Source organism: Actinoplanes sp. NPDC049599 (assembly GCF_044465625.1).
GTDB lineage: Bacteria > Actinomycetota > Actinomycetes > Mycobacteriales > Micromonosporaceae > Actinoplanes.
In genome coordinates this window covers 74,024-96,028 of sequence record NZ_JBITLX010000034.1, presented here as the reverse complement: position 1 = coordinate 96,028, position 22,005 = coordinate 74,024, and the positions used below count along the sequence as shown (strand labels likewise).

The 22,005-nt window shown below is 70.8% G+C and carries 17 protein-coding genes; 14 read left to right on the top strand and 3 right to left on the bottom strand.

Features of this window, described 5'->3' with window-relative positions; all coding sequences use genetic code 11:
- Window positions 1-3 precede the first annotated feature (3 nt).
- From ACIBQZ_RS37840 to ACIBQZ_RS37805, 8 genes are all read left to right on the top strand, one after another.
- Window positions 4-4,698 carry an amino acid adenylation domain-containing protein gene (locus tag ACIBQZ_RS37840; protein ID WP_396093732.1) on the top strand — a complete coding sequence of 1,565 codons (4,695 nt, stop codon included), beginning with the start codon at window positions 4-6 and terminating at the stop codon, window positions 4,696-4,698.
- Between the two features lie 7 nt (window positions 4,699-4,705).
- Window positions 4,706-8,539, top strand: coding sequence for an amino acid adenylation domain-containing protein (locus ACIBQZ_RS37835; protein WP_396093729.1), 3,834 nt, complete (start codon window positions 4,706-4,708; stop codon window positions 8,537-8,539).
- Window positions 8,529-9,833, top strand: a complete 1,305-nt coding sequence (locus tag ACIBQZ_RS37830; RefSeq protein WP_396093728.1) for a lysine N(6)-hydroxylase/L-ornithine N(5)-oxygenase family protein — start codon at window positions 8,529-8,531, stop codon at window positions 9,831-9,833. Before ACIBQZ_RS37835 ends, ACIBQZ_RS37830 begins: the two co-directional genes overlap by 11 nt.
- 55 nt (window positions 9,834-9,888) lie before the next feature.
- Window positions 9,889-10,116: an MbtH family protein gene (locus tag ACIBQZ_RS37825; RefSeq protein WP_396093727.1), complete on the top strand. Its 228-nt coding sequence runs from the start codon at window positions 9,889-9,891 to the stop codon at window positions 10,114-10,116.
- Window positions 10,113-10,865, top strand: coding sequence for a thioesterase II family protein (locus tag ACIBQZ_RS37820; RefSeq protein ID WP_396093726.1), 753 nt, complete (start codon window positions 10,113-10,115; stop codon window positions 10,863-10,865). Before ACIBQZ_RS37825 ends, ACIBQZ_RS37820 begins: the two co-directional genes overlap by 4 nt.
- Window positions 10,852-11,676 (top strand): SDR family oxidoreductase, encoded by an 825-nt coding sequence (locus ACIBQZ_RS37815; protein ID WP_396093725.1) that lies wholly within the window; start codon window positions 10,852-10,854, stop codon window positions 11,674-11,676. Before ACIBQZ_RS37820 ends, ACIBQZ_RS37815 begins: the two co-directional genes overlap by 14 nt.
- 100 nt (window positions 11,677-11,776) lie before the next feature.
- Window positions 11,777-14,323, top strand: coding sequence for an amino acid adenylation domain-containing protein (locus ACIBQZ_RS37810; RefSeq protein ID WP_396093723.1), 2,547 nt, complete (start codon window positions 11,777-11,779; stop codon window positions 14,321-14,323).
- Between the two features lie 185 nt (window positions 14,324-14,508).
- Window positions 14,509-15,222: a thioesterase II family protein gene (locus tag ACIBQZ_RS37805; protein ID WP_396093722.1), complete on the top strand. Its 714-nt coding sequence runs from the start codon at window positions 14,509-14,511 to the stop codon at window positions 15,220-15,222.
- On the opposite strand, the gene ACIBQZ_RS37800 is transcribed toward ACIBQZ_RS37805, so the two are convergent.
- From ACIBQZ_RS37800 to ACIBQZ_RS37790, 3 genes are read right to left on the bottom strand one after another with little or no spacing between them, the layout of a single operon-like run.
- A complete protein-coding gene (locus ACIBQZ_RS37800; RefSeq protein ID WP_396093721.1) occupies window positions 15,212-15,925 on the bottom strand; it encodes a thioesterase II family protein in 714 nt (237 codons plus the stop codon). The two genes, ACIBQZ_RS37805 and ACIBQZ_RS37800, sit on opposite strands and share 11 nt — an antisense overlap.
- 34 nt (window positions 15,926-15,959) lie before the next feature.
- Window positions 15,960-16,598, bottom strand: a complete 639-nt coding sequence (locus ACIBQZ_RS37795; protein WP_396093720.1) for an FMN-binding negative transcriptional regulator — start codon at window positions 16,596-16,598, stop codon at window positions 15,960-15,962.
- Window positions 16,599-16,608: 10 nt separating this feature from the next.
- Window positions 16,609-17,838: a cytochrome P450 gene (locus ACIBQZ_RS37790; protein WP_396093719.1), complete on the bottom strand. Its 1,230-nt coding sequence runs from the start codon at window positions 17,836-17,838 to the stop codon at window positions 16,609-16,611.
- Between the two features lie 182 nt (window positions 17,839-18,020).
- Between ACIBQZ_RS37790 and ACIBQZ_RS37785 the strand changes: the two genes are divergently transcribed.
- From ACIBQZ_RS37785 to pdxY, 6 genes are all read left to right on the top strand, one after another.
- Window positions 18,021-18,554 (top strand): EXLDI protein, encoded by a 534-nt coding sequence (locus tag ACIBQZ_RS37785; protein ID WP_396093718.1) that lies wholly within the window; start codon window positions 18,021-18,023, stop codon window positions 18,552-18,554.
- Window positions 18,551-18,850 carry a hypothetical protein gene (locus ACIBQZ_RS37780; RefSeq protein WP_396093717.1) on the top strand — a complete coding sequence of 100 codons (300 nt, stop codon included), beginning with the start codon at window positions 18,551-18,553 and terminating at the stop codon, window positions 18,848-18,850. Before ACIBQZ_RS37785 ends, ACIBQZ_RS37780 begins: the two co-directional genes overlap by 4 nt.
- A 31-nt stretch (window positions 18,851-18,881) precedes the next feature.
- Entirely contained in the window at window positions 18,882-19,430 is a 549-nt protein-coding gene (locus ACIBQZ_RS37775) for a DUF1707 domain-containing protein (protein ID WP_396093716.1), read from the top strand.
- A 50-nt stretch (window positions 19,431-19,480) separates the two neighbouring features.
- Window positions 19,481-20,011: an EXLDI protein gene (locus tag ACIBQZ_RS37770; protein ID WP_396093715.1), complete on the top strand. Its 531-nt coding sequence runs from the start codon at window positions 19,481-19,483 to the stop codon at window positions 20,009-20,011.
- Window positions 20,012-20,123: 112 nt separating this feature from the next.
- A complete protein-coding gene (locus ACIBQZ_RS37765; protein ID WP_396093714.1) occupies window positions 20,124-21,095 on the top strand; it encodes a sporulation protein in 972 nt (323 codons plus the stop codon).
- 49 nt (window positions 21,096-21,144) lie between these two features.
- Complete coding sequence (pdxY, locus tag ACIBQZ_RS37760; RefSeq protein ID WP_396093713.1) at window positions 21,145-21,996, top strand: pyridoxal kinase PdxY; 852 nt, start codon at window positions 21,145-21,147, stop codon at window positions 21,994-21,996.
- Window positions 21,997-22,005: the final 9 nt, after the last annotated feature.

Here is a 22,005-nt window from a genome sequence, read left to right as displayed (position 1 = left end):
GGTATCGGTTATGGCTTGTTGCGGTATCTCAACGACGACACTGCTGCGGTCCTGGCTGCTGAGGCGGTTCCCCAGATCGGCTTCAACTACCTCGGCCGGATCTCCGCCGCAGACCTCCCGGAAGAGTTGCGGCACAGCGGATGGGCACCCGACCCGGACGCCCGGCAGCTGACACCGGCACCCGACCGGGACATGCCCGCCGCCTCCGCGCTCGAAATCAACGTCATGCTCACCGACAACGGGACCGGGGAGCAGATCCAAGGCCAGATCTCGTACGCGTCTCAGGTGCTCTCCGCCGCGGAGGTCGACGAGATCACCGCTTTGTGGAGCGAGGCGCTCGCCGCCCTGGCCGAGCACGCCCGCCAACCCGGCGCGGGCGGCCTGACCCCCAGCGACGCTCCGCTGGTCGCCGTCACCCAGGCCGACCTCGAAACCTGGGAACAGCGCTACGGCCGGCTGACCACGGTCTGGCCGGTCACCCCCACCCAGTCCGGGCTCCTGTTCCACTCGGCCATGTCCGGCGCCGCCTTCGACGCCTACCACATGCAGCTGGTCTTCCACCTGCGCGGCCACGTCGACCCGCAACGGATGCGCCGCGCCGGGCAAGCCCTGCTGCAAAGGCATCCCAACCTGCGCGCCGCCTTCGTGTCCCGCAGCGACGGCGACGCCGTGCAGGTTCTCCCCGCGGCGACCGAGCTGCCCTGGCACCACCTCGACCTGCGCGACCGGCCCGAGGCTCAGCGTCGCGACGCGCTCGAGGACTACCTGCGGGCCGACCGCGAGACCCACTTCGTGATGGACCGGCCGCCCTTGGTGCGTCTGGCCCTGGTCGACCTCGACGACGACCGGGCCGAGCTGGTGCTCACCGCGCATCACGTGCTCTTCGACGGCTGGTCTCTGCCACTGCTGACGCACGACCTGGTGCAGCTCTATGCCGCCGGCGATGCGCCCGCCGCGCTGCCGTCGGCACCGTCCTATCAGGATTTCCTTTCCTGGCTGCACCAGCAGGACACCGACAGTTCCGCGCAGGCCTGGGCCGATGCCCTCGACGGCCTCGACGAACCCACGGTGCTGGCGCCGCCGGAGTCCGGTGCACAAGCCAGCGGCCTGGGCCAGGTCGACGTGGCGGTGCCGGATGCGCGAGCCGTGGCTCGGTGTGCGGCCGAGCTCGGTGTCACGGTCAACACCGTGGTGCAGGGTGCCTGGGCGGTGCTGCTGTCCGCCCTGACCGGTCGCGACGACGTCGTGTTCGGGGCCACCGTCTCGGGCCGCCCGGCCGACCTGCCCGGCGTCGACGCGATGGTGGGGTTGTTCATCAACACCATTCCCGTACGGGCCACCTGCCGCGCCGACATGACGGTGGCCGAGGTGCTCACCACCCTGCAGCACACGCAGAGCGAGCTGCTCGGGCACCATCACCATCCCCTCGCCGACATCCAGCAGGCCACCGGCCTGCCGACCCTGTTCGACACGCTCGTGCTGTTCGAGTCGTATCCGGTCGACCGGGCCGGCATCACCGAGGCGATCGCCGGCGCCGGTATCGAGATCACCGGCGTCCGCCCGTTCGCCGGCTCGCACTATCCCCTCACGCTGACCGCCTCCGCCGAGCCGAACCTGCACCTCTCGCTGCAATATCAGCAGCACCAGATCGACGACGAGGCGGCCGCCCGGATCGCTCGCCGCTACACCGAGGTGCTGCGGCAGTTCCTCGCCGATCCCGGCCGCGCGATGCACGAGATCGACGTGCTCGCGCCGGAGGAACGACAGCAGCTGCTGCACGAGGCGAACGCCACGCGCGTCGAAATGCCCGCCATCACCGTTACCGACCTGTTCGCCCGCCAGGTGGCCCGGACGCCGGACGCCACAGCGCTGATCGCCCAGGAGCAGTCGCTCACCTACCGCGAGCTCGACGAGCGGAGCAACCGGCTCGCCCACGAGCTCATCGCCCGCGGCGCCGGGCCGGAGACGACCGTCGCGGTCGCTCTGCCTCGCACCGCCGAGCTGGTCGTGGCGCTGCTCGCGGTGCTCAAGTCCGGCGCCTGTTACGTGCCGATCGACCCGGAGCATCCGGCCGCCCGCATCCAGTACGTGCTCGACCACGCCCAGCCGGTCCTCACCCTCGACAGCGCCACGACCGGCCCGGACCTGGACCACCGGCCGGGGACCAGCCCCGGCACGCGGGCCCGCCCGGCCAACGCGGCCTACGCCATTTACACCTCCGGGTCGACCGGTGCTCCCAAGGGTGTCGTGGTGTCGCACGCGGCGCTGACCAACCTGCTCCTGGCGATGCGGAAGCACCTTCCGCTGACTCCCGACGACCGGCTGCTGAGCGTCACCACCATCGCGTTCGACATCGCCGCCCTCGAGATCTTCGCCCCACTGATCGCCGGGGCCCGGCTCGTGCTCGCCGCGAAGGACGTCGCCGCCGATCCCACCGCCGTCGGCGACCTGCGCCACCGGCACGGCATCACCGCCATGCAGGCCACCCCGACCCTGTGGGAGATGCTGGCCGGACAGCAGCCGGCGGCCCTCGACGGACTGCGGATCCTGGTCGGTGGCGAGGCGCTGCCCGCCGGCCTGGCCGCGACGTTGCACGACAGAGCCGCCGAGGTCATCAACGTCTACGGCCCGACCGAGACGACGATCTGGTCGACCGCCGCCCCGGTGACCGCCGGCGGCACGGCACCGCCGATCGGGCGTCCGCTGGCCAACACCCGGGTGTACGTGCTGGACAGCGCACTGCGGCCCACTCCGTCCGGGGTGCCCGGAGAGCTCTATCTCGCCGGCGACGGCGTGGCCCGCGGTTACCTGCATCGGCCCGGGCACACCGCCGAGCGGTTCGTCGCCGATCCCTTTGTCCCCGGCACCCGGATGTATCGCACCGGCGACCTGGTGCAGTGGCAGCCCGACGGGCAGCTCGGTTATCTGGCCCGGGCCGACTTCCAGGTGAAGGTGCGCGGCTACCGCATCGAGCTGGGTGAGATCGAAGCCGTGCTGAGCACCCACCCGGGGGTTCGCCAGGCCGTCGCGGTCGCCCGCGAGGACCGCCCCGGCGACCGCCGGCTCGTGGCATACGTCGTACCCGCCGGCACCACGAACGACGGCAGCGAGCAGGTCGACGAATGGCGTCAGGTCTACGACCAGACCTACGACCGGTCCGCCGATTCCGCCTGGGGTGAGGATTTCACGCTCTGGACCTCCGCTTACACCGGGGAACAGCTCCCGCCGGCGGAGATGCGGCAATGGCGGGACGACGCCGTCCGTCAGGTGTTGCACGGGGCACCCCGGCGGGTGCTGGAAATCGGAGCCGGAGCGGGGCTGCTGGCGTCCCGGATCGCCGGGCAGGTCGAGGAGTACTGGGCCACCGACTTCTCGGCGACGGTCATCAACCGGCTGCGCGTGCAGGCCGCGGAGAACGGTCTGGGCGACCGGCTCGTCCTGCGTCATCAGGCCGCTGACGACACCGACGGTCTTCCGGCCGGGCATTTTGACGCCGTCGTCATCAACTCGGTCGTGCAGTACTTCCCTGACGCGGCGTACCTCGATCGGGTACTGCGCAAGGCGATGGAGTTGCTCGCGCCGGGCGGACGACTGATCGTCGGCGACGTCCGGCGCCACGGCACGCTGCCGTTGCTGCGTACCGGCATCCACCTTGCCGAGCGTCCGCAGGCCGAGGTGCACGACCGCCGAGCCGCGGTCGAGCGGGCGTTGCTGCTGGAGCGTGAACTGGTCGTCGATCCGGAGTGGTTCACGGCCTGGGCCGCCGGGAACGGCGCCGGAGCGGTGGACGTGCGGCTCAAGCCGGGCGCGGCCCACAACGAATTGACCCGGCACCGCTATGAGGTCGTGCTGCACAAGCAGCCTGCGGAGACGCTTTCGCTCCACGGAGTGCCGGTGCTGGTCTGGGGCAGCGACGTGACGGACCTGGATGGGGTCCTTGACCGCGCCCGGACCGGGCTGCCGATGCGGATCGCGGGCATTCCCAACGCCCGGCTCGACGGTGAACACGCCGCCGCGGTCGCCGCCGGTCTAGTTCCCCCGCGCGTCGCGGCAGCGGAGAGCGTGGACCCGCACGTGTTGGCTCAGCACGCGGCGGCGGCCGGGTTCGAGGCTGTGCTGACTGTGTCGGCCGCCGCACCTGACTGCTTCGAGGCCGTGCTGCTCGAGGCCGGGCGGCCGGCCCGTCCGCTCGACGGCACCTATCGGGACACGGGTCGGGATCCGGCCATGGCCGTCAATGAGCCCGCAGCGGCGCGCGAGGTCCGGGAACTCGTCTCCGCTCTGGGCGTCCTACTGACTCAGCACCTGCCCGACTACATGGTGCCGTCCGCTGTCGTACCGCTCACCGCCCTTCCCCTCACCCCGAACGGCAAGATCGACCGAGCCGCGCTGCCGGCGCCGGACCCCGCCGACTCGGCCGCCTACCGTGCCCCACGCGACCGCCGCGAACAGGTTCTCTGCGAGCTGTTCGCCGAGGTGCTCGGCCTCGACCGGGTCGGCCTCGACGACGACTTCTTCGCTCTCGGCGGTCATTCCCTGCTGGCCACCCGCCTGATCAGCAGGATCCGTACCGAGCTGGACATCGACATACCGATCCGCCAGTTGTTCGAGACGCCCACCGTCGGCGCGCTCGCCGAGCGGTCGGCCGACCTGAAGACCTCTGTGCGGCCTCGGCTGCGCCGGATGACCGAGGAGTAGCGCAGACATGATCCCGCTGTCGTACGCCCAACGCCGCCTGTGGTTCATCCACCGATTCGAGGGTCCGTCGGCGACCTACAACATCGTGGCCGTGTTCCGGCTGCACGGTGTGCTGGACGACGCTGCCCTGCGAGCCGCGGTCACCGACGTGGTCGCCCGTCACGAGAGCCTGCGCACCCGCATCGGGCTCGGCCCCGACGGTGAACCGCATCAGCACATCGTCGCGAGCGCTGACGCGGCGGTCGACGTCCCGGTTGTTGAGGTGGCTGCCGCCGAGGTGCCGGAGGCGGTCACCGCCGCTGTCACTCACCGGTTCGAGCTGACCGAGGAGCTGCCGCTGCGCGCGCAGATCCTGCGCACCGCACCCGACAGCAGCGTGCTGGTGCTGGTCATTCACCATCTCGCCGCCGACGGCGGCTCGGCCGCGCCGTTGGCGCAGGATCTGATGACCGCCTACGCGGCCCGCCGTGAATACCGCGAGCCCGATTGGGCGCCGTTGCCGGTGCAGTACAAGGACTACACCCTGTGGCAGCGCGAGCTGCTCGGCGACGACGAGGATCCGGGCAGCCTGGCCGCCGCCCAGGTCGACTACTGGCGTACGGAGCTCGCCGGGGTGCCGCAGCCACTGCGTCTGCCGCTGGACCGGCCGCGCCCGGCCGAGTCCGGGCACAGCGGCGACGCGGTGCACTTCAGCCTCCCGGCGCCGATGCTCACCGGCATGGAGAAGCTCGCCGGCGAGGCGGGCGGCACCGTCTCCATGGTGGTGCAGGCCGCCCTGGTGGCGCTGCTGCACCGGCTGGGCGGCGGGGACGACATCACCGTCGGCAGCCCGATCGCCGGACGTACCGACGAGGCGCTGGCCGACATGGTCGGCCTGTTCGTCAACACCTGGGTGCTGCGCGCCGACCTGTCGGGCAACCCGTCGTTCATCGAGCTGCTCATGCAGGTGCGTGAGAAGGCGCTGGCCGCCTACGAGAACCAGGACGTTCCGTTCGACCGCCTGGTCGAGCGGCTCAATCCGGCCCGTTCCACCGCCTACCATCCGCTCTTTCAGGTGATGTGCGAATGGCAGAACGTCGCGGAGTCGACATTTGCCCTGCCCGGGCTCGAGGTGGAGTTCGAGCCGGTCTCCACCCGGACGACCAAGTTCGACCTGCTTTTCACGCTCATGCCCGGCCCCGGCGGCACCGTGCACGGCAGCATCCAGTACGCCACCGACCTGTTCGACCGGACGACAGTGAGCAGCCTGGCCGACCGGTTCGGCGACGTTCTGACGCAGCTCCTCGCCGATCCCGCGGCGCCGGTCGGCCGGTTGGATGTCCTTCGTCCCGGTGAGCACGACCGGGTCACCCGGACCTGGAACGAGACCGCCCACGACGTGCCGGAGGGCACGCTGGCATCGGCCTTCGAGAGCCAGGCGGCCCGTACCCCGGACCGGACGGCCGTGATTCAGGACGACGTGCGCCTCACCTACGCCGAGCTGAACGCCCGCGCCAACCAGCTGGCGCACTGGCTCGTCGCCCGCGGCGCCGGACCGGAGACCATCGTCGGCCTGCGGATGCCGCGGTCGCTGGATCTGCTCGTCGCGGTCTACGGCATCGTCAAGTCCGGCGCCGCCTATCTGCCCATCGACCCGGACCTGCCGCCGGAGCGGGTCAAGCACCTGGTGTCCGACGCCCGGCCGCTGTACGTGCTCGACGAGTTGCCCGACCTGACCGGCCTGTCCACCGGCAATCCCGCCGGCGCGGCGGTGCCGGACTCGGCCGCCTATGTCATCTACACCTCGGGATCGTCCGGCGGGCCCAAGGGCGTCGTGGTCTCACACCGCTCCATCCTCAACCGCCTGCACTGGGGCAACCACCACTTCAGCGTCCGCGACGACGACCGGACCCTGCTGATCACCTCGGTCAGCTTCGACGTCTCCGTTCCCGAGCTCTTCGCGCCGCTGATCGCGGGCTCCGCCGTCGTCGTGGCCAAACCCGACGGACGCCGGGACCCGGCCTACCTCGCCCGTCTCATCACCGAACAGCGGGTCACCTCGGCCGACTTCGTGCCGTCGCTGCTCGAGGCCTTCGTCGCCGAGCCGGCGGCGGCGGGATGCACGAGCCTGCGGCGGGTGGAGGCGGCCGGCGAGGCACTCCCGGTCGACCTGGCCGACCGGTTCGTCCGGCTGCTGCCCGGCACCGGCCTGCACAACGTGTACGGGCCGACGGAAGCGGCCGTGGAGGTCACCGCGTGGGAGCACACGCCAACCCCGAACGCCGTCGGCGTGCCGATCGGGTTCCCGATCTGGAACACCCGCGTCTATGTGCTCGACGAGGCGTTGCGGCCGGTGCCGCCCGGCGTCGCCGGCGAGCTCCACCTCGCCGGAACCGGCCTGGCCCGCGGATATCTGGGCCGGCCCGGGCTGACCGCCGAGCGGTTCGTGGCCGACCCGTTCCGCCCCGGCGAGCGCATGTACCGCACCGGCGACCTCGCCCGCCGCCGATCAGACGGCGCCGTCGAATATCTGGGCCGCATCGACTTCCAGATCAAGGTGCGCGGCTTCCGCATCGAACCGGCCGAGATCGAATCGCTGTTCGCCACCCACGACTCGGTCACCCAGGCCGTGGTGGTCGCCCGCGAGGACCGGCCGGGCGATCAGCGCCTGGTCGCCTACGTCACCGTCACCGACGCGGCCGACCGGGCCGAGCTCACGGCGGACCTCAAGGACCTGGCCCAGCGCAACCTCCCCGAATACATGGTGCCCGGCACGATCACGGTGCTCGACGAACTGCCGGTGACCACCAGCGGCAAGATCGACCGTCGGGCCCTGCCGGCACCCGGCGCCGCAGCGGCCGGCGTCTACCGGGCGCCGCGCAACCGCAGAGAGGAGACCCTCGCCCGGCTCTTCGCCGAGGTGCTCGGAGTGGAGCGGGTCGGCATCAACGACGACTTCTTCGACCTCGGCGGCCATTCCCTGCTCGCCACCCGCCTGATGGTCCGGGTGCAGGAGGAGATGGGCGCCGACGTGCCGATCCGGGCCATCTTCCGATCCCCGACCGTCGCCGACCTCAGCGGACGGCTGCTGTCCGGAAGCCTGCCCGACGAGTTCGCCGACCCCTTCGCCCTGGTGCTGCCGCTGAGCAGCGGCGACGGCGATCCGGTCTGGTGTCTGCCCCCCGGAGGCGGGCTGAGCTGGTCGTACCTCGGGCTGGCGACCGAGATGGACCAGGGTCCGCTGTTCGGCATCCAGGCGCGCGGCTATCACCCCGGCGACACCCTTCCCACCTCGATCGAGCAGATGGTGGGCGAGTACGTCGATCACATCCTCGAGCGTCAGGAGCATGGCCCGTACCGGCTGATCGGCTGGTCGTACGGCGGTGCCCTGGCACACGCGGCGGCGGCCGAGCTCACCCGGCGCGGGCACCGGGTCAGCCTCCTCGCGCTGCTGGACTGCGTGCCGGCCAGCGCCTTCGCTGCGCAGGAGGAGATCCCCGAGGCCGACGCTCGAGCGTCGATCGAGGAGTTCGTCTCCGACTTCGTCGACGTCGAGCAGCACAGCGACTTCCTCGGCACCGCCTCGGTCGTGCTCGCCAACAACATGGCGGTGATCAAGCGCTTCGAGTCACCCGTCCACGTCGGCGACGTGCACTACTTCCACGCCTCACTCGAGCAGGACGAGTCGTGGGCGTCGCTGTGGAAGCCGCATGTGCAGGGCGTCATCCACGAGTACGACGTGTCCAGCACTCACCTGGACATGACCATGCCCGGCCCCGCGGCGGAGATCGCCGCCGTCCTGAACCGGGTGCTGGCCGCAGACATCCGTCCGACCCTCGGGGGAGCAGACCATGGTCACTGATCCGGGCACCTACGACGTCGTCGGGGTCGGGCTCGGGCCGGCCAACCTCTCGCTGGCCGTCGCCCTGGAGGAGTTCGCGGCCAGGTCCGGCGACGACTCTCTCAGCTCGGTGTTCCTCGAGCGGGGGGAAGCGCTGTCCTGGCATCGTGGGATGCTGCTGCCGGGCGCGAAGATGCAGATCTCGTTCCTCAAGGACCTTGTCTCGTTCCGTAACCCCCGCTCCCGGTTCAGCTTCCTGTCCTACCTGCACGCCGTGGGCCGGTTGCCGGAATTCGTCAACAACAAGGACTTCTTCCCGACCCGGATGGAGTTCCACGACTATCTCAGCTGGGCGAGCCGTCATCTGACGACGCCGGTGCGTTACAACACCAGCGTCATCGGACTGCGCCCGGCCGGCTCCCCGGGGCCGGGAGACGTCATCGCCGAGCTGGCGGTCGATGTCGACAGTGCCGAACACGGCCGCGGCCATCTCCGGGCCCGCAATGTGGTGATCTCCACCGGGCTGGTGCCGCGAATGCCGGCGGGCATCGAGCGTGACGACCGGATCTGGCACAGCTCGGAGTTCCTGGACCGGTTCGCGCGGTGCGACACCACCGCCGTCACCCGGGTGGCAGTGGTCGGCGCCGGGCAGAGCGCCGCGGAGATCGTGCGCCACCTGCACGATGTCCTCCCGCGTGCGCAGATCACCGCGATTCTTCCCTCGTACGGCTATACCGTGGCCGACGACACCCCGTTCGCCAACCGGGTCTTCGATCCCGCCGCGGTGGACGATTTCTACTTCGGCGCGGATGCCGCCAAGGAAGCCTTCTGGCACTACCACCGCAACACCAACTACTCGGTGGTCGACGACGAGCTGTTGCGTGACCTCTACCAGCGGATGTACGCGGAATCCGTCGAAGGGCGCGCCCGCCTGCGCGTGCTCAACCTGGCCCGGGTCGTGGCGGTCAAACGGGTGGCCGACGACACCCGCATCAGCGTGCAGTCGCTGGGCACCCAGGAGCACGAGGACATCGACCTGGACCTGTTGATCTGCGCCACCGGATACCTGCCGATGCAGCCCGCAGACGTGCTGGGCGAGCTGGACCGCTTCTGCTGCCGCGACGATCGGGGCCGCTACCGGGTGGAACGCGACTACCGGCTGGTCACCTCGCCGGAGCTGAGCTGCGGCATCTATCTGCAGGGCGGCACCGAGCACACCCATGGCCTGACGTCCTCGCTGCTGTCGAACCTGGCCACCCGCAGCGGCGACATCGTCGAGTCCCTTCTCGACCGCCGGCAGGCGGTGCTTCCGTGAGCGGCGTCCCCGTCCTGACCGTCCGACCCATCACCCACAGCGCCCGGGAGGCGACATGAGCACGAACCCCTTCGATGACGAGAACGGCCGCTTCTTCGTCCTGGTCAACGACGAGGACCAGCATTCCCTGTGGCCGGCCTTCGCCGACGTACCCGCCGGTTGGCGGATCGCGCTCGGCGAGTCCGACCGCGCGGCCGCCCTGGCGTATGTCGAGCAGAACTGGCGGGACATGCGTCCGCGCTCCCTGCAGGAAGCCATGGCAGCCGACGCGGCGGGCCGGTGACCGCCGCCGGCCCGGCTCCGGACGGGCTGCTCTGCCTGCCCTTCGCCGGGGCCGGTGCCTCGTTCTTCCGGCCCTGGCAGGATCTGGCGCCGGCCGGTCTGGAGGTGGTCGCGCTCCAGCTGCCCGGCCGGGAGTGGCGGCTGGCCGAGGAGCCCTGCGCCACGGTGCAGGAGACGGTCGACGTGCTGCTACCGGAGGCGGCCGAGATCGCCCGGCGTCTCCGCGGGGTCGCGTTGTTCGGTCACAGCCTGGGCGCGGTGATCGCGTACGAACTGGCCCGCCGGCTCGTCGCCGATGCGCGTTGTCCCGTCGCCCTGCTTGTCGTCAGCGGCTCGCCGGCGCCGTGGCACGGCCGCTCCGACCGGGCCACGGCGCTGGACGACGACGAGTTCCTGCTCCGGATCGAGGAGTTCGCCGGCTACCGGCACGAAGCGCTCGCCGACCCGGAGATGCGGGAGCTGATCCTGCCGACCCTGCGCGCCGATGTCCGCATGCACGAGGAGTACGAGCCGGGTTCACGCGACCCGATCGACGTGCCGGTCACCGCGGTCCGGGGCAGCGACGACGAGCTCGTCACGGCGGCCGACACCGCGGCGTGGCGGGACGCGACGCGGGCCGGATTCACGGTCGAGGAATTCGACGGTGGCCACATGTATCTCACCGACCGGGCGGGACCGCTGCTGTCCGGCATCGCGGCGCAGCTGAGCCGGCGGACCCATGAAGGGCTGGCCGAGCATGCGGCTGGCTGACAAGACCGCCCTGATCACCGGGGCGGCCCGGGGGATCGGCCGCGGCTGTGCCGAGGCCTTCGCCGCCCAGGGCGCCGCCCTGCTGCTGGTCGATGTGGCGGCGCCGGTGCCGGGAGTGCCCTACCCGCTGGGCACGCTGAGCCAGCTGGAACACACCGAGGCGCTGTGCCGCGAGGCCGGGGCAGCGGTCATGTCCGTCGCTGCCGACGTACGGGATCCGGCCGCGGTCGCGTCACTCGTCAGCGACGCCCGGGACCGGTTCGGTGGCGTCGACATCCTCGTCAACGCGGCCGGGATCGCCGCGCCGTCCGGCCGGCCCGTGCACGACATCACCGAGGAACAGTGGCAATTGATGATCGACGTGGACCTGTCCGGCGCCTGGCGGATGATCCGCGCGGTCGTCCCCACCATGGTCGAGCAGCGTTCCGGCAGCATCATCAACGTCGCCTCGACCGCGGGCCTGGTCGGCTACCGGCACTTCGCCGGCTACGTCGCCGCCAAACACGGCATGGTCGGTCTGACCAAGGCGGCAGCCCTGGACTACGCGCCGGTCAAGGTGCGGGTCAACGCGCTGTGTCCCGGCTCGGTGCGCGACGACCCGCAGGCCGAGGGCCGGATGCTCTCGGAGATCGCCCGGTCGCTCGAGGTGCCGGTGGCCGAACACGAGCAGACCTTCGTCCAGGCTCAACCGACCAACGCGCTGATCGAGCCGGACGACGTCGCCGCCGCCGCGGTGTGGCTCGCCTCCGACGAGGCTCGTCAGGTGACCGGATCGGTGCTCACGGTCGACGGCGGTTTCACTGCCCGCTGACCATCTTCACCAGAGCAGGAGAACGACAGTGATTCCATCCGAGCCGGTGGTCCGTTCCGACCGGGCGGACGGCAGCGCCACCCGATGCCACGCCCTACGCGTGCGACTGGCCGGACCGCTGCCGGACGCGACGGCTGCCCGCTGGCAGGCCATCACCGGGATGCGGCTGTGGACCGAGCCGGTGCCGGCCGGCTCCGCGGCCGAAACGGCCCGCAGGGTTCGGAACCGGGAGATGCGGCGGCCGCTGCACGCCGGACATTCCCTGCGCGGCGTGCTGGTGGCCGGGGAAGGCGTCGCCGACCTGATCGTGGTGGCACGTCGCGACGTCCTCGATCGAGACGACCTGCACCGGCTGGTCGCAGCGATCACCACCGAGGGACCGTCGGCCCCGTCCTGGCCTGACCTGAGCCGATGCGACAGCCGACCGGCCACGCACGCCTTTTCGGCGCCCTCCTGGGGATTCGGCGACCCGCGCCGTGGTCGCGCCTACGGCGAGATGGTTCTTGACCTCGACCCCCAGGACATCGCGGACGAGGCAGCGTGGTCCGCGGCTCTGTCAGCGGTTCTCGCCCGCTACGACTCGCCGCCGGAGGATTCCGGTGTCGTGCTGGTGTGGACAGGCGCCGAGTATCTGCCCTTCCAGGCTCCACCCGCCGAGCTGACCTTCTTGGTGGGTGCCGATGATGACGGCCGCTGCCGCCTGACGGTGTGGCATCGGCTGCGCAGCGTCAGCGACCTCGCCGCCGCGCAGGTGTCACGCCACCTGATCCAGGCACGCCGATCCCTGAGCGGAGACGGCAGGGCACCCGGCGACGCCGAGATCCTCGACGCTCCCGAGCGACAGCTGATCCTCGGCCTCGGGCGGGCGCGCCGTACGGCGCCCGTCAGCTCCGGACTCATCGGCGAGTTGTTCCGCGAACAGGCAGCGGCCACCCCGGATGCGGTGGCGCTCTCCGACGAGCACAGCCGGTGGACCTACAGTGAGCTCGAACGCTACGCCAATCGCATCGCCCACGGACTGCGGCAGCGCGGGGTTGCCGACGGCGAACGGGTCGGCGTCTGCGGCGAGCGCACCGGCACGCTGGTGGCGGCCGCCCTCGGGGTGCTCAAAGCCGGCGCCGTCTACGTGCCGCTGGACCCGGGAGCTCCGGCCGAGCGGCTGCGCTGGAGCGTCGCCGACGCGGGTCTCCGGCTCGTCGTCACGGCTGAGCAGAAGCCGGTCGGCGAACTGGGCGCCGAACTGGTGCCGGTGTCCGAGCTCGACGCCCTGGGCGAGGGCGGCGAGGACAAACCGCCCGCTGCCGGCGTCTCACCGCCGGATCCCGCCTATGTCATCTACACCTCCGGGTCGACCGGGCGGCCCAAGGGCGTCCTCGTCGCCCACGACAGTGTCGTGGCCCTGCTGGACGCCACTCGCGAGCAGTACCGGCTCGGTCCCTCCGACGTCTGGACGTTCTTCCATTCGCTGGCCTTCGACTTCTCCGTCTGGGAGATCTGGGGATGCCTGCTCACCGGAGGACACCTGGTGGTGGTGCCCTACTGGGTGTCGCGATCACCGTCGGACTTTCGCGCGCTGCTCGCCGAGCAGCAGGTCACCGTCGTCAGCCAGACGCCGTCTGCCTTCGCGCAGCTCGCCGAGGCCGACCGCACGCACCCCACACCTCTGCCCCTGCGGCTGGTGGTGCTGGGCGGCGAGACGCTGCATCCGCGCACAGTCCTGCCCTGGCTGGACCGCTATCCGGGATCCCGGTGCCGCCTGGTCAACATGTTCGGCATCACCGAGACCACCGTGCACGTCACCGAACAGCTCGTCGACCGTGGCATCGCGCTCGAAGGATCGCGTTCGGTGGGGCGGCCACTGCCCGGCTGGCACGTCCGGATCATGGACGACCGTGGCCGTATCGCGCCGCCGGGCGTCGCCGGTGAGATCTGGGTCGGCGGCCGCGGCGTGGCACTGGGCTATCTGCACCGCCCCGACCTTGACGCGCAGCGTTTTGTCGACGACCCGGCGGGCGACGGACGGCTCTACCGCAGCGGCGATCGGGGCCGGCTGCGCCCCGACGGGCGCCTGGAACACCTCGGCCGCATCGACAATCAGATCAAGCTCCGCGGCTTCCGGATCGAGCTCGACGAGATCCGTTCGGTGCTGACCGAATGCCCGGGAGTGACCGCGGCCGCGGTCACGGTCCGCCGGCTGGATCCGCAGGACACGGCGACCGACCGGCTCGACGCCTACGTGGTGCTCGACGGGACCGGCACGCAGCAGGTCCGCGCGCACCTGGCCCGGCTGCTGCCGGAATACATGATGCCCTCGGCCGTGGTCGAGGTGGCGGCGCTGCCGCTGACCCGTAACGGCAAGGTCGCGCTGGACCAACTGCCCCGGGCGGAGCCGACGAGCGGGCCGGCGGAGCCCGCGTTCGGGGCATCGGACGGCCCGCTGACCGTGCAGTTGCAGGAGGTCTGGCAACAGCTGTTCGGGTTCACGGTCGCGGCCGGTGACGACTTCTTCGAGCTGGGTGGCAATTCACTACTGGCCGTGCGAATGACGGCGCTGATGCGCGAACGTGGCATGCCGCCGCTGCACCCCCGCACGCTCTACCTGAATCCGACCATCACCCGCCTCGCCGACGCGCTACGGACACCGTGACAGGAGCAGTGATGTCTGGGCACCCCGCCGGCCCGGCAGGAGGCCGAGGTCGCGTTCCTGGCCCTGCTGCGCCGTTTCCCGCACCTCGCCCTGGCGGCGCCGGCCCGGTTCCTGCGCCGGGCCAGGTTGCCCCTGACGTGGCGCCTGGCGGCCCTGCCCGTACGGCTGGGGCGTTGATGCGCCGGATGAAGCTGTTCTGCTTGCCGTACGCCGGTGGGTCGGCGCAGCGAATCTACCGCGACTGGCACCGCCGGCTGCCGGCGCACGTCGAGGTCGTCCCGGTCGAGCTGCCCGGGCGCGGCGGTCGTTTCTCCGAGCCCCCGCACTCGCGAGCCGAAAGCCTCCTCACCGATGCGCTGGGGCAGATCGCCCCCTGGCGAGGCGGACCCGTCGCGTTGTTCGGCCACAGCATGGGAGCCGCACTGGCGTTCGAGCTGGCTCGCCGGCTGGAGCGCGACTACGGTTGCCGACCGGCGCATCTGCTCGTCTCCGGAGCGTCCGCCCCGGCTGTGGAGCCCAGGGTCTCGCCGCACGGGCTGACCGAGGCGGATCTGCGGGAGTTCGTCACGCGGGTGAGCGCCGCGCCGCCCGAGGTGCTCGCCGACGATGAGCTGATGGCGGTCGTGCTGCCCATCCTGCGCGCGGACCTGCACGCGATGTCGCACTGGCGGCCCGCCCCGGACCCGCCGGTTTCCTGCCCGTTGACCGTGATCGGGGCGAACGGCGACGACGAGGTGCCGGTCGGCGCCTTGCCGCAGTGGCGCCGCTGCGCCACCGGGCCGTTCGCCCTGCACATCGTCGCCGGTGGCCACCTGGTCATCGACCAGTCACCGGAGCTGCTGCTGCCGATCGTCCGCTCCGCGCTCGCCGCCCCGGTCGGCGTGCCGGTCAGCGGGTAGCGCGACGGATCAGCGCCATCAGGCCGCTCATGCTGTCGAGGTAGTAGAAGTGGCCGCCCGGCAGCGTGTGCACGGTGCTCGGGCCCGCCGCCAGCTCCGGCCAGCGAACCAGCTCGTTCACCGGCACCAGCGGATCCTGGGCCCCGCCGACCGCGACGAGCGGAGTGCGCAGCAACCGTTGCGCCGTGCCGTAGATGTAGGAGTGCGCGGCGGCGAAGTCCGCGCGATAGATCGGCTCGCGCCGGCGCAGCAGTCGCGGTTCGCGCTCGACCGCGGCGGAAAGGGTGTGCGCACCGGCCAGCAGGGTGGCCAGGTCACCGGTGAGCGCGTCGGTCAGGCGGCTGCCGAACACGGCGCGGCGGTGCGGTGGCACCGCCGCCGAGGCGACGAACGTGGCGGGCGCCCGGCGGGCGTTCTGCAGCTGCCAGCAGAGCTCGTATCCGACCAGCGCGCCCAGGCTGTGGCCGAAGATGTGCACTGGCCCCGTCCGCGCGCACAGGGTGACGGCCAGCTCGGCGGCCATGCCGGCGACAGTGCCCGGCAACGGTTCGCGGCGCCGGGAACCGCGCCCGGGATACTGGGCGGCGACCAGGTCGAGATGCGGCGGAAGCCGATGCTGCCAACCGGCGAAGCTCTGCGCCGACCCGCCCGCCGGCGGCAACAACACCAGCACCGGGGTGTCGGCGGGACCAGCCCGGCGCATCCACCACACGCCATGCTCGCTGCGCACCGCGTGGTCAGGAGTCGATCCCCAGGCCCAGTTCCGACATCAGCCGGCTGACCTGGACGGAGCCGTTGCGGGGGGTGCCGGCGAAATCGTCCATGATCCGCTGGCGTACGGCGGGCTCCTTCTCCTGGCTGAGCTTGAACATGGCCTCGACGTCGCCGACCACGAACTCGAAGGCGCCGACGCCCGGCTCGAGGGCTCGGAAATAGTCGACCGAGCTGTTCTGATCCCAGCCGGCGCCGAAGGCGTGTTCCAGGGTGGCGGCCGTGCGCCGCACCACGGCCAGCGTCGGCTCACCGGGGGCGATCGGAATGATCCGCCCGGACAGATGGACCACCGCGAAGTCCCACGTCGGCGCGGCCGGCTCGGTCTCGTAGAGCACGGGACACACGTACGTTCCCGGCCCGCTGAAGACGAGTTTGCCGGCGGTGCCGGCGTCCAGGGACCGCCAGTGGGGATTGGCTCGGTTCATGTGACCCCACAGGGTGCTGCCGGACCGGATGTTGCCGTCTGCGACGGGGATGACGGGCAGGTGCGTCGCGTGGGGCACGGGGGAGCCGTTGGTCACCAGCACCGCCATCGGGTGACCGGTGACGACCGCGGTGATCTGTCCGGGCGAGGCGGCTTGATACATCGTAGGTACCAACACGGCCAACTCCTCAGACGGTCCGGGACAGGTGCACGGGCAGACTCTTGAGCAGCCGTACGGCGAGGGCGACGTCCTGCCATTCGAGCTCGTCCCGGTCCACGGCGAGGCTCAGCGACAGGTCCTCGAGCAGCAGGTGGCGCAGCGCCACCTCGCCTTCCAGCCGGCCCAGCGCGGCACCGGTGCAGTAATGCGGTCCGGCACCGAACGCGATGTGGTTCTCCACGCGGCCGGTGTCGCGGGTGATGTCGACCCGGAGCGGGTCGGGAAAGACGCGAGGGTCGAAGTTGGCCGACATCAGGGAGCCGGTGACGGCCTCACCACGGCGGACGAGAACACCACCGATCTCGAGATCCTCGGTCGCGTACCGCGGGGTGGCGATCTGCGCAGGACTGGTGACGCGCATCAGCTCGTGCAGGGCGCGCGGGAGCAGCTCGGGCTGTGCCCGCAGTTTGGCCAGCTCGCCGGGATTGCCGGCCAGCACGAGAATGGCGTTCGGAATGAAGTGCGACGTGGACAGATGGCCGTTGTTGACCATGAGCAGCGTCATCGCGACGATTTCCGCCTCGCTGAGGCCGTCCTCGGCGGTCTCGGCCGACCGGATGAGGACGGACACCATGTCCTCGGCCGGTTCGGCCCGGCGCCGGGCGATGAGGTGCCGGGTGTAGTCGACCATCTGCAGCGCCGCGTCGGCGTAGTTGCCGCCGGTGTACTCGTGCATCCACCGCCGCATCGCCGGCTGATCGGCCTCGTCGATGCCGATCAGGTCGCAGATGACGGTGCTGGTGAGCGGCGACGAATAATCCTCGATCAGGTCGCCACCGCCGGCCTCGGTGAGCTTGCCGAGCAGCTCCCGGGAGATCTTCTCGACGCGTGGGGCCATCTCGGTGATGCGCCGGCGGGTGAAGACCGGCACGATCAGGCGGCGCAACCGGTTGTGGTCAGCGCCGTCCATGAACGTCATGTTCGCCGCGTACTCCCAGAACTCCCGCGGCATGCCGTACGCCTGAATGATCTGTTCCACGACGCTCAGGCCGGAGTGACCGGGGACCCGCGCGTGGTCGACCACCAGCCGTGGATCGCTGAGTGCCTGCTTCACCTCGTCATAGCGGGTGACCAGCCAGACCGGCGGGCCCCCCGGCATGCCGATGCGCACCAGCGGGGCGTGGTCGCGCAGGCGGGTGAAGCCGCGAACGGGGTCGTCGAGAAACGCGGGGTCGGCGAGGCTGACTGGTTCGCGCACGATGCCTCCTTGGTCGCGCGCCACCTGGGGGTGGTGGGCGGGATGCCGTCTCAGGATGCCCAGCGGGATGAGCGGGCCACAAGAAACGACGGGGCCGTCCTCGTCCCGCCGGCGGGACGGACGACTTTGCCGCTGTCGACAACTATACGTACACTTATACGGAGACGCCTCGAGGAGGAGAAATGCCCGAGAAGACGATCACCATCGACGACGGCGACCTGCGGGTCTGGCGGGCGGCCGAGCGGATGGGCGACGGCGACCCGTCGGCCGTGGTCACTGCGGCACTGCGCCGCTATCTCGACGAACAACCCGTCCCGGCCGCCGGATTCGAGGAGGTGACCGTCGAGGTCGGTGTCGCGCCGGCGCGGGAGGTGCACTTCGTCGGTGCCCTCATCGGCGAGTGGGGCCGAGCGCGCGAGGGCGACGTCGAGGCGATCCGCGTCTACCGCACCCCCGAGGGCACGTTCCAGGTCCACACTCGGCGCGAGGACCGGGCGCGGGTGCACGGCGCCGGTCACAACGATTCGCTGTGGGGGTGGCGCAGCTACCTCGACATGAGCCTGGGCCGCGGTGAACAGTCCTGGAGCGTGGTCAAGGGCCGCTCCTCGCTGGCGCAGGCCGACGACGTCGACGGGCTGCGGTCACTCCTGTCCGACGACGTTTTTGATGCCGTTCGGGACGCGCTCGGCCTGGAGACAGGTGAGGCGCCCTCATGATCGATCCGCTCAGCCTGGCGGTCGGCGCACTCATCGCGCTCGCCGGTTTCGTGGCCGGACGGGTGACGCACCGCCGACCCGAGACGCCGCAGCCGCAGGCGATCTGCGGCTGCGGCCACGGCCTCGGCCAGCACGACAACTCCGGCGAGCGCTGCCACGCCGAAATCGGCCGTCCCGTTCACAACAAGCACGGCGAGGTCATCGGGCAGCAGTACGTGCCCTGCACCTGCCGGCGCTATGTGGGACCCTTGCCGATCGAGCAGTTCCTGCGCACCGAGCTGCTCCCGCCCACCTGATGCCGTGACCACGCAGAGGAGCGCCGGCGACATGACCCTTCCGATTCCGCCGGCTCCTTCCGAGCAGCAGCGTGCCGACGCGGCCAAAGCCCTGGAGATCGCCTGTGGCGAGGGCCGGCTCACCCTGGACGAGTTCAGCGGCCGCGTCGGCGCCGTCTGGGCTGCCAGTGATCCGGCCGAGCTGGTGCGCGCCACCGCCGACCTGGCCCCGGCCGCACCCGCCGGTGCGTTGCCCGAGGTCTCCAGGGTGATCGCCGTGTTCAGCGATCACGGCCGCCACGGCCGATGGCGCCCCGTCCGGGGCCGGCCGCTGCGCGCGACGATCATCGGTGCGAACGGCACGATCGACCTGCGGGGTGCGCTCGCCGCTCCGGACGACATCGTGATCCGCGGGCTGTGCCTGATCGGTCGGATCGAGATCCTGGTGCCCCGCGGGGTCGCCGTGGAAATGTCCGGAAGCTCCTGGTTCAGCGCACGGGACATCGACCTCGGCACCGTGCCGCCGGTGCCGGGCGTGCCCGTCATCCGGATCCACATGTCGGCCATTTTCGGGGCGATCCACGTGCTGAGCAGGGACTGAGTGTCCGAGTACGTATCTCTATGCATATAGTTGTGGGAAGGAGGCCGCCCATGCCCAACAAGACCATCTACGTGTCCGACGAGGACATGCCGATGTATCGCCGTGCGCAGGAACTGGTGGGTGGCAACCTGTCCGCGGCCATCGCCGCCGCGCTGCGCCGTTTTGTCGAGATCGAGGAGGGTCGCCTCGGCGGATACGACGAGATCGTGCTGCGGGTCGGCCCGGGGCTGAGCCGGCGGCAACGGTTTTCCGGCATCCTGCTCGGCGAATGGGGCCATTCCACCAACGAGCGCACCGAGATCTACCGGGTCTACCGCGCCCGCAGCGGCAAGTACGTCGTGCACATCGAGCGTTCCGAAGGACACAAGGACCTGGGCCCCGACGCCGAGAGGTGGAACACCGGCTGGCGCGGCTGGATCGGCAACTGGAGCTCCGACCAGGTCTGGACGAAGACCGCGGCCGAGGCGACGGTGCACATCGCGGACTCGCTGGAGGATCTCCGGGAGACGTTGCCCGATGCTCTCTACGAGCAGGTCGCCGAGATGGCCGAGCATCCGGTGATCGAGGACCTCGACGTCTAGGTCCAGGACCAGGTCCAGGAGGCGTCTCCCGGATCATGTTCACAGCGAGCACTCAGACCGACTGGGTATTTTCCTCCCGATTTGCGCAGATCGAGCGGTCGGGAGTGATGACGTGGTCTTCAAGAAGATGCTGGGTGCCTTCGGAGTGGGCGGGCCGAGTGTCGACACCGTGCTGGACGATCCGGCCGGGGTCCCCGGCGCGCCGTTGCACGGGCGGGTCGAGCTGGTCGGCGGCAGCCATGACGCCGCGATCGAGCACATCACGTTGAGCCTGATCACCCGCATGGAGATCGAGAGTGGGCACGGCGACGGCCACGCCACCGGCGAGTTCCACCGGATCACGGTGAGCGGACCGATGCGACTGGGCGAGGGAGAACGCCGGTCGATCCCGTTCCAGCTGGTGCTGTCCTGGGAGACCCCGATCACCACGGTCCACGGTCAGCCGCTGCACGGCATGGTGATGGGCGTACGCACCGAAGTGGCGATCGCCAAAGCGGTCGACAAGGGCGACCTCGACGCCGTGTACGTCCGGCCGTTGCCGGTGCAGCAGCGCATCCTCGATGCCTTCGCTCAGCTCGGCTTCGTGTTCAAGGGCGCCGACCTGGAGTACGGCCGGATCCACGGGGTGCGGCAGACGCTGCCGTTCTACCAGGAGATCGAGTACTTCCCGGCGCCGCGGTACGCCCACGGCGTCAACGAGGTCGAGCTGACGTTCGTGACCGGCCCGCACGCGGTCGAGGTGGTGCTGGAGTTCGACAAGCGGGGCGGCATGTTCGGCGGCGGCCACGACTCGTACGGCCGGTACACGGTCGCGCACGCCGACGCGGACACGGTTGACTGGGCGCAGCAGGTCGACGGCTGGGTGCGTCAAGCGCTGGAGCACCGGCAGGCGGTGCCCGGATACGGCCACGGTCAGCCTGCGTACGGCGGCCGCCCGGGTCACAGCAGCCATGGCGGGCACGGCGGCCACGGGCCGGGCATGGGCGGCATGGCCGCGGGCGTGGTGGGTGGCGTGGCTGCCGGTTACCTCGCCGGCGAGGTGATGGACGAGGTCTTCGACGACGACGGCGGCGAGGACGAATAGCCGGCCCGGCTCCGCCCTGGTGGCCGGGTCGACTCTCTAGCCTGGGTGGATGAAGGTGCTGTCCATCCAGTCCGCGGTCGCCTACGGCCATGTCGGGAATTCCGCCGCCGTGTTCCCGCTCCAGCGTCTCGGCGTCGACGTCGTCCCGGTCCCCACGGTGAACTTCTCCAACCACACGGGCTACGGCGCCTGGCGGGGACCGCTCATCCCGCCGGCGGACGTGGCCGAGATTCTCCTCGGCGTGCAGGAGCGTGGGGTGTTTCCGCAGATCGACGCCGTGCTGTCGGGCTACCAGGGCGGGGTGGGGATCGCTGATGTCATCGTCGACGCCGTGCGCCGGGTGAAGGCCGCGAACCCCGCGGCGCTCTACGCGTGCGATCCGGTCATGGGCAACGCCAAGTCCGGCTGCTTCGTCGCACCCGAGATTCCCGGCCTGCTGCGGGACCGGGTCGTGCCGGTGGCCGACATCATCACCCCGAACCAGTTCGAGTTGGGGTTCCTGACCGGCACCGAGCCGGCGAGCATCCCGACGACCCTCGCCTCGGCCGACCTCGCCCGTGCCATGGGTCCCTCGGCCGTGCTGGTCACGAGCGTGGCACGCCCCGACCGGGAGGAGGGCACGATCGAGATGCTCATCGTGGACGGCGCCGGCGCCTGGCTCGTGCGCACCCCGCACCTGCCGTTCAAGGCGAACGGGTCCGGGGACGTCACGGCCGCCCTGTTCACCGCCCACTATGTCGCGACCAGGGATGCGGCGGTGTCGCTGGAGCGGACGGCCTCCAGCGTCTTCGATCTGATCGAGACCACGTACCGGTCCGGCGAACGCGAGCTGCAGCTGGTGCAGGCCCAGGAGTTCTACGCCACGCCGCGCATGCAGTTCACCGCCGAGCAGGTGCGCTGAACGGCATGC